Source organism: Alkalibacterium sp. m-11 (assembly GCF_054658155.1).
In genome coordinates, this window is record NZ_BAAGIR010000125.1 from 1 (window position 1) to 5,834 (window position 5,834).

General features: G+C 38.1%; 6 protein-coding genes. 4 read left to right on the forward strand and 2 right to left on the reverse strand.

Annotation, left to right across the window (positions count from 1 at the left end):
- The 4 genes from ACYQ2O_RS10110 to ACYQ2O_RS10125 form a co-directional block, all read left to right on the forward strand.
- The coding region (locus ACYQ2O_RS10110; protein WP_459796542.1) for an IS66 family transposase at window positions 1-388 on the forward strand (388 nt) is incomplete at its 5' end.
- Between the two features lie 88 nt (window positions 389-476).
- A complete protein-coding gene (locus ACYQ2O_RS10115) occupies window positions 477-1,124 on the forward strand; it encodes a transposase (protein WP_459796546.1) in 648 nt (215 codons plus the stop codon).
- Entirely contained in the window at window positions 1,106-2,008 is a 903-nt protein-coding gene (locus tag ACYQ2O_RS10120; protein WP_459796548.1) for an IS3 family transposase, read from the forward strand. The genes ACYQ2O_RS10115 and ACYQ2O_RS10120 overlap by 19 nt, the downstream gene beginning before the upstream one ends.
- Window positions 2,009-2,555: 547 nt before the next feature.
- Window positions 2,556-2,795 carry a hypothetical protein gene (locus tag ACYQ2O_RS10125; RefSeq protein WP_459796543.1) on the forward strand — a complete coding sequence of 80 codons (240 nt, stop codon included), beginning with the start codon at window positions 2,556-2,558 and terminating at the stop codon, window positions 2,793-2,795.
- Between the two features lie 147 nt (window positions 2,796-2,942).
- Here the strand turns inward: ACYQ2O_RS10125 and ACYQ2O_RS10130 are convergent, their stop codons facing one another.
- Together ACYQ2O_RS10130 and abc-f are read right to left on the reverse strand one after the other, a co-directional pair.
- The gene (locus ACYQ2O_RS10130) at window positions 2,943-3,389 is read right to left on the reverse strand and encodes an immunoglobulin-like domain-containing protein (RefSeq protein WP_459796545.1); all 447 of its coding nucleotides are present in this window, start codon (window positions 3,387-3,389) and stop codon (window positions 2,943-2,945) included.
- 293 nt (window positions 3,390-3,682) lie between these two features.
- Window positions 3,683-5,206, reverse strand: coding sequence for a ribosomal protection-like ABC-F family protein (abc-f, locus tag ACYQ2O_RS10135; protein ID WP_459796549.1), 1,524 nt, complete (start codon window positions 5,204-5,206; stop codon window positions 3,683-3,685).
- Window positions 5,207-5,834: the final 628 nt, after the last annotated feature.

Sequence of the window (5,834 nt, forward strand, 5' to 3'; positions counted from 1 at the left end):
AGTGAAGCCGAAGCTTGAAGCCTTTTTTGACTGGTGTGAATCTCTAACTGCGTATGGCAAACTTGGCACAGCGATCAACTATGCGCTGAATCAGAAAGAGCGGATGATGAACGTTCTGAAGGACGGCCGTCTCGTGCTGTCCAACAATCTAGCCGAACGTGGCATCAAGTCACTCGTTATGGGCAGAAAGAACTGGCTATTCTCGAAATCTTTTGAAGGTGCTCATGCCGTTGCGACTATTTTGAGTCTCGTTGAGACAGCCAAATCCAACGGATTACATCCACGAAAATATCTGGACTACCTCTTAACTTACCTTCCAAATCGACAACATACACCTTTGGAGGCTTATTTGCCATGGAATCCAAAGGTGCAGATGGAATGTCGCTAGACATTCAGCATATTATACGCTTCGGACACTTCTCATTATAGTGGTGTCCGATTTTTATTTGTAGGTACTCAGCTATTCATCGCTTACAATCGTTTTATGTTATATGAATGGAGAAGAATCTCAAAGTGCCTTAGCTAGAAGGTTTGGATGTACTCATAAAATGATTGGTAGATGGGCTTCTGCCTATAGGCAGTATGGTATTGACGGTCTTAAAAAAAGAAAAACACGAACAGTTTATACAGATGAATTCAAGAAAAAATTAATCATGGAGGTATTAGGTGGACGCTCGCAACAAGAAGTATTGGATAAATATCATATTCATCCTCAATCCCACGGCCTTTTATCAGTATGGATCAAAGAGTATACTAGTGGTATAAAAACTACTAGTAAAGGAAGTTATCCTGTGAATAAAGGAAGAAAAACAACTTTTGAGGAACGATTGACCATCGTTGAATTTGCGCTAGAAAACCACAAAGACTACCAACATACTGCCGAAACCTTCAAGGTTTCTTATCAACAGGTTTATGGAGGGGTTCGAAAGTATGAACTAGATGGTAAAGAAGGGTTAGAAGATCGTAGAGGTCAAAAGAAGAAGTCAGTTGGAGAACTATCAGAGGTTGAGCGTTTAGAAGCAGCTTTGAAAGCAGAACAGCATAGCAATCGTCAGTTACAAATGGAAAATGATCTTTTAAAAAAGTTGAACGAGATCGAGCAAACATTAGAGGATTATCGTTAGTCCGTCATTTAGCAGAATATAAAGCCATACAATCTCTGAATTATGAAAAGGGCTATTCTATTAGGGGTTTATGTAAAATTTTGGGCGTCGCTCGATCCGCCTATTATAAGTGGCTAAACCGTGTAATTCCAGACAAGGAAAAGAAAGATCAGTTCTTACAAAAGCTCATATGGGTTATTTATCACGACCCCGAGCTCGATAAATCTTATGGTTACAGAAGAATCAATCTCGTATTGAAAAATATGGGTTTCAATCACGATGATAAGACTATTCTTCGTATCACAAGATCTTTAGGTATTCAGTCTGTTATACGTAAGAAAAGAAAAGTTTATCCTTCTGTTAACCCAGACCATGTGGCTGAAAATCTTTTAAATAGAGACTTTGTCTCTGAAGCGCCTAATCAAAAGTGGTGTACAGATATTACAGAAATGAAAGATCATGTTGGAAATAAACTTTATTTGAGCGCAGTAATCGATTTATATGATCTATCCATTGTGAGTTACCGGTACTCTAATCGAAATAATAATCAGTTAGTGGAAGAAACCATCCGAGAAGCTTTCGCAGCCAATCCTCAAGCTAAGCCATTGATTCACAGTGATAGAGGATCTCAATATACTTCTTATATGTATCACGGACTGATGGAAGAATACGGGTTTGTGCAAAGCATGTCTCGAGCTGGTTATTGTTTAGATAACCAGCCTATCGAACGCTTTTTTGGATTGCTTAAATCAGAATATTATTACCGCAAGAAATTTAATACAATTTTTCAATTAGAATCAGGATTGAATCGTTTTATCGATTACTACAATAAGCGAAGAGTGACTTTGAAGTTCAACGGTCTAACACCGTTAATGTTTCGTGATCAATATGAAATAGCCAGCTAGATTTCTTCCATAGGAAGAAAAAAGACTTATGCGCTAGGCATAAGTCAAAAAAGTATTTTTTATTTTTAATACTGTCTACTTGACACGTATCAGTTCATAGTGTGACTAATCTTTTTTACAATATTATATGGAATAGATTTCATTAATGTGGTATCATTCTGTAAAAATAAATTAACAATAATAGCTTTTTATATTTGTTAATATTAGGAGCTTGATTATGTACCTGAATAAAAAAAATGCTGAAATAGTTCATTACTTTATTATTGTAATATATGCTGTACTAAGTACATACTATACGCATAATTCTCTGGTTTTTATTGGATTCACTTTCGCAACTTGTGTTATTAGAACGCTTGCTAGCGATTTTTCCAAAAAAGAGATAAGGAAATCAATTAATTTAATGATTCTAGGATCAGTGCTGGGTATACTTTTATTCTGAAAGATTAGTCATAAGACGTAAATTATATAAATTTGCACGGTGAATCTTAAAAAAGCTACCCATTTGAAGACATAAAAAAAGCTAATTCCTGATAGTTGGAGGTAAAATATGAACGAAGTAAAATTAGGAATAAAGTTGCTATCAATAAGCTCAGTAGTGTTTGGTGCAACGTTAATTTCAGCAGCTATATACTCCCAAAATTATGTAAACAGTCACCTCTCTTGGCGATCAGAGTACAATCTGTTTTATAACGCATTACTTGATATTGGAATAATACCATTAATTATTTCACTAATATTCGCAATTTTAGGTTTTTGTTATATTGGAAAATATCATAAAGAGCTTTGACTTACTAATGTGTCAAAGTTCTTTTTTACTCAAACTTATCATTCTGGGCTCATCTCATCTTACTTCTTGTACTACTCTAAATTCAAATTATAGTATTGTTCCTTGTATGTGCATCATTAATAGTGCACACTTCTTTCTATAAAAGTGTTACTCCTCTAAAGCAAATTCTATAACAAACGCAAAAGAATCAGACTGTTCTACCTCACTACCAAACCATCCCTCATAACGAAGACGGTATTCTCCTGCTTCATACGTATGGTCGGATCCTCTAGCAAGACGTGCTGAATACCCAACAGTTTGTCCTGGTTCCAAAGGTGTTGGTCCAGCAAGGTCCGGGGATGGGATTGTGATCAAATCCAAATCGACCCACTCACCATCTACATTTTTTTCAATGAAATACTCCAAATGGTGAAAATAAATAGTGTCTTCAGACTGATTGATTATTTCGTAAGGAATTTCTTCAGTGGTTTGCAGACTAAAGCTGGTCTCATGAGTAATGTCTATAAAATCTGGATTTTCAAAATCTCCGGTAGTGTCTCTAGTGCATGCGCTACTTAGAAAAAGAATAAGGAATAAAAATAGAATTTTTGTCATTACTGCATGTCTCCTTTCTGTAATTGACTTAAAAATGACCATCAAAAAAATCTGTTTTACTGCTTCATGTTACTAATATAAAGCAAGCTTGTAGAAATTGTAAGTCTATAAAAGTGAATTAAATGGTTTATATAAAAGAGCCCCTCACTTATCTAATGGAACCTTAAAACTACACGAAAAAAACAGAGTAGATTTCTCTACTCTGAAAAATTGACTGCTAGGAGTTTCTACACTTATTCAGAAAACTACTTCTTAATAGGCATAATAGTAATCCTAATCTCTTACAATTTTTATTAATTCTGCAGTTCTCTCTTCCGCCGGATCAGTTCATTAAATTCCTCATCTTTTTCCTCTGAATACTCTAAAGACAAGGCTCCAAGAACTTCCGCAATTCGATTTTCAATGCGTAACAATTCTTCTTCATCTGTACTTACCTGTTCCTTCTGCTCTTTTGATTCTTCCCATTGATTCAAGTTGCCATCGAAGGCATGAATCTGCTGGTCTTCAATGACCCAGACTTTTGAAGCGACTGCATTGATGAATGACCGGTCATGAGAGACAAATAGAACACTGCCCTCATAGTCCTGAAGCAGACTTTCCAGTGCCTCGACTGCCTGGATATCCAGAAAATTTGTCGGCTCATCGAGTACGAGCGTATTGTAATTACCAGCAATTAGTTTGGCCAGAGAAACCTTTACGCGTTCGCCGCCGCTCAGGACGGAGATGGGTTTGTATACGTCGTCTCCTTTAAAGAGAAGCTGGGCCAGTATGATTCGAATCAGTGTTTCTGACTGGACGGCATCTTGTTTGACATTATCCAGTATGGATAGGGAAGTATCCAGAGTGCTCAAGTTCTGAGAAAAATAACCGATTTTCAGAGAAGGTGAGCGCTGGATCGAGCTGTCTCCATTCAGCAGCATGTTGATTAACGTGGTTTTCCCGCTGCCGTTAGGACCGACGAGAGCGACTTTGTCTCCGCCTTTAATGGATAAGGTCGCTTTATTCCAGAGTGTTTTACCAGGAACTTTACCGACGCAGTCTGTCATTCGGATAATAAATCGACGATTTAATTTGTCCATGTCAGGAACTTCGATGCGGATGGCCGCTTGTTCCTTCGGTTTTTCAACTTTTTCGAGCTTATCGATACGTGTGTCCATAGATTTTTGGACTTGATGCAGTTTTTTCGACTTTTTCTGAAAATAAGGGGCAGACCCTTTCAGATTATATTCGGCATCTCCGACTTTCTTTTTGCTTTTTGTTGCGTTCACAGCCTGTTTAACTTTATTATCTCTGGCTTCGATCAGCTGATTGCGCTTGCTGATGTATTTCTCGTATTCTGTCTGCTGATTCTTTAATTCTCTTGCTTTGGCTTCTTTATAATCCGAATAATTTCCTTTATAGACGGTCAGTTTCTGATCTTCCAGTTCCCATATTGATGTACAGACCTTATCCAGAAATGCCCGGTCATGGGAAACCACAAGAAAGGCTCCGGTAAAACGACGGAAGGACTTCTCCACCCATTCGATATGGGAAATATCCAGGTGAGTCGTGGGTTCATCCGCAAGTAACAGTTTAGGCTGTTTATTCAAGGCTTGAATAATGTAGTCAGCAGTCGTTTCTCCTCCGCTTTTCACAGTGTCTGTTTCTTTTAATTGGGGCAGGAGTTCGATTGAGCCGTGTCGCTCTATAGTCCCGGAATCTGCTTCTTCCAGACCTTTGATAAGACGAAACAGAGTGGATTTACCACTCCCGTTTGCTCCGACAAGCCCGATACGGTCGTGTGATTCGATTTGAAGGTGAGCGATGTCGAACAACAGTCGGTCACCATAGCTTTTACTTAAATGATTTAATTATACGATTGGCATATAATCCATTCCTTTTATTTGTGTAGGAAAGTATAAATTTAAGTTATTGTCTAGCTTAACGTGCCAGCCTCTCGAGAAAAAGATAAATTCACCCATTGCGCATCATGCTCTTCTGCCGCATACTCTGTCTCTACGCATTAAAATGCTAGAGTCACAGCAATTCGGGGCGAATTTCCTATTTTCTTTTCGAGGCTGAACGGCACGTGAAGCTTTTCTGATTTTAAATCTGCCTTGTTATCAATCAATGACGCATGCAAAAAACCTCCCACTCTGGTTTTCAGACAGAATGAGAGGCGCTTAGACACATGTAAATAAAAGACTTGATAAAGCGACGTACAGAAGTCCAGAATTTGTGCCGAATCATAATGCGATCTCATTCCAGTCTAAAAGGCATAACGAATAAGCTTGGATGATCCAACTTATTCTACTGCTTTTCGACGTGTGAACTACCCACACTTAAATCCTTTGGATTTTGAAGTGGGGGCTTCCTACGAACTCCATTCTTATCTGCACAGACTTCATACAGACAGAGGAATCGGATAGGGGTAGGCTCAAAAGGCAGTCCCTGCCTCATTGATTT

Coding starts and splice junctions, on each gene's coding strand:
- ACYQ2O_RS10130 (WP_459796545.1), bottom strand. CDS start 3,389: ATGACAAAAATTCTATTTTTATTCCTTATTCTTTTTCTAAGTAGCGCA.
- ACYQ2O_RS10125 (WP_459796543.1), top strand. CDS start 2,556: ATGAACGAAGTAAAATTAGGAATAAAGTTGCTATCAATAAGCTCAGTA.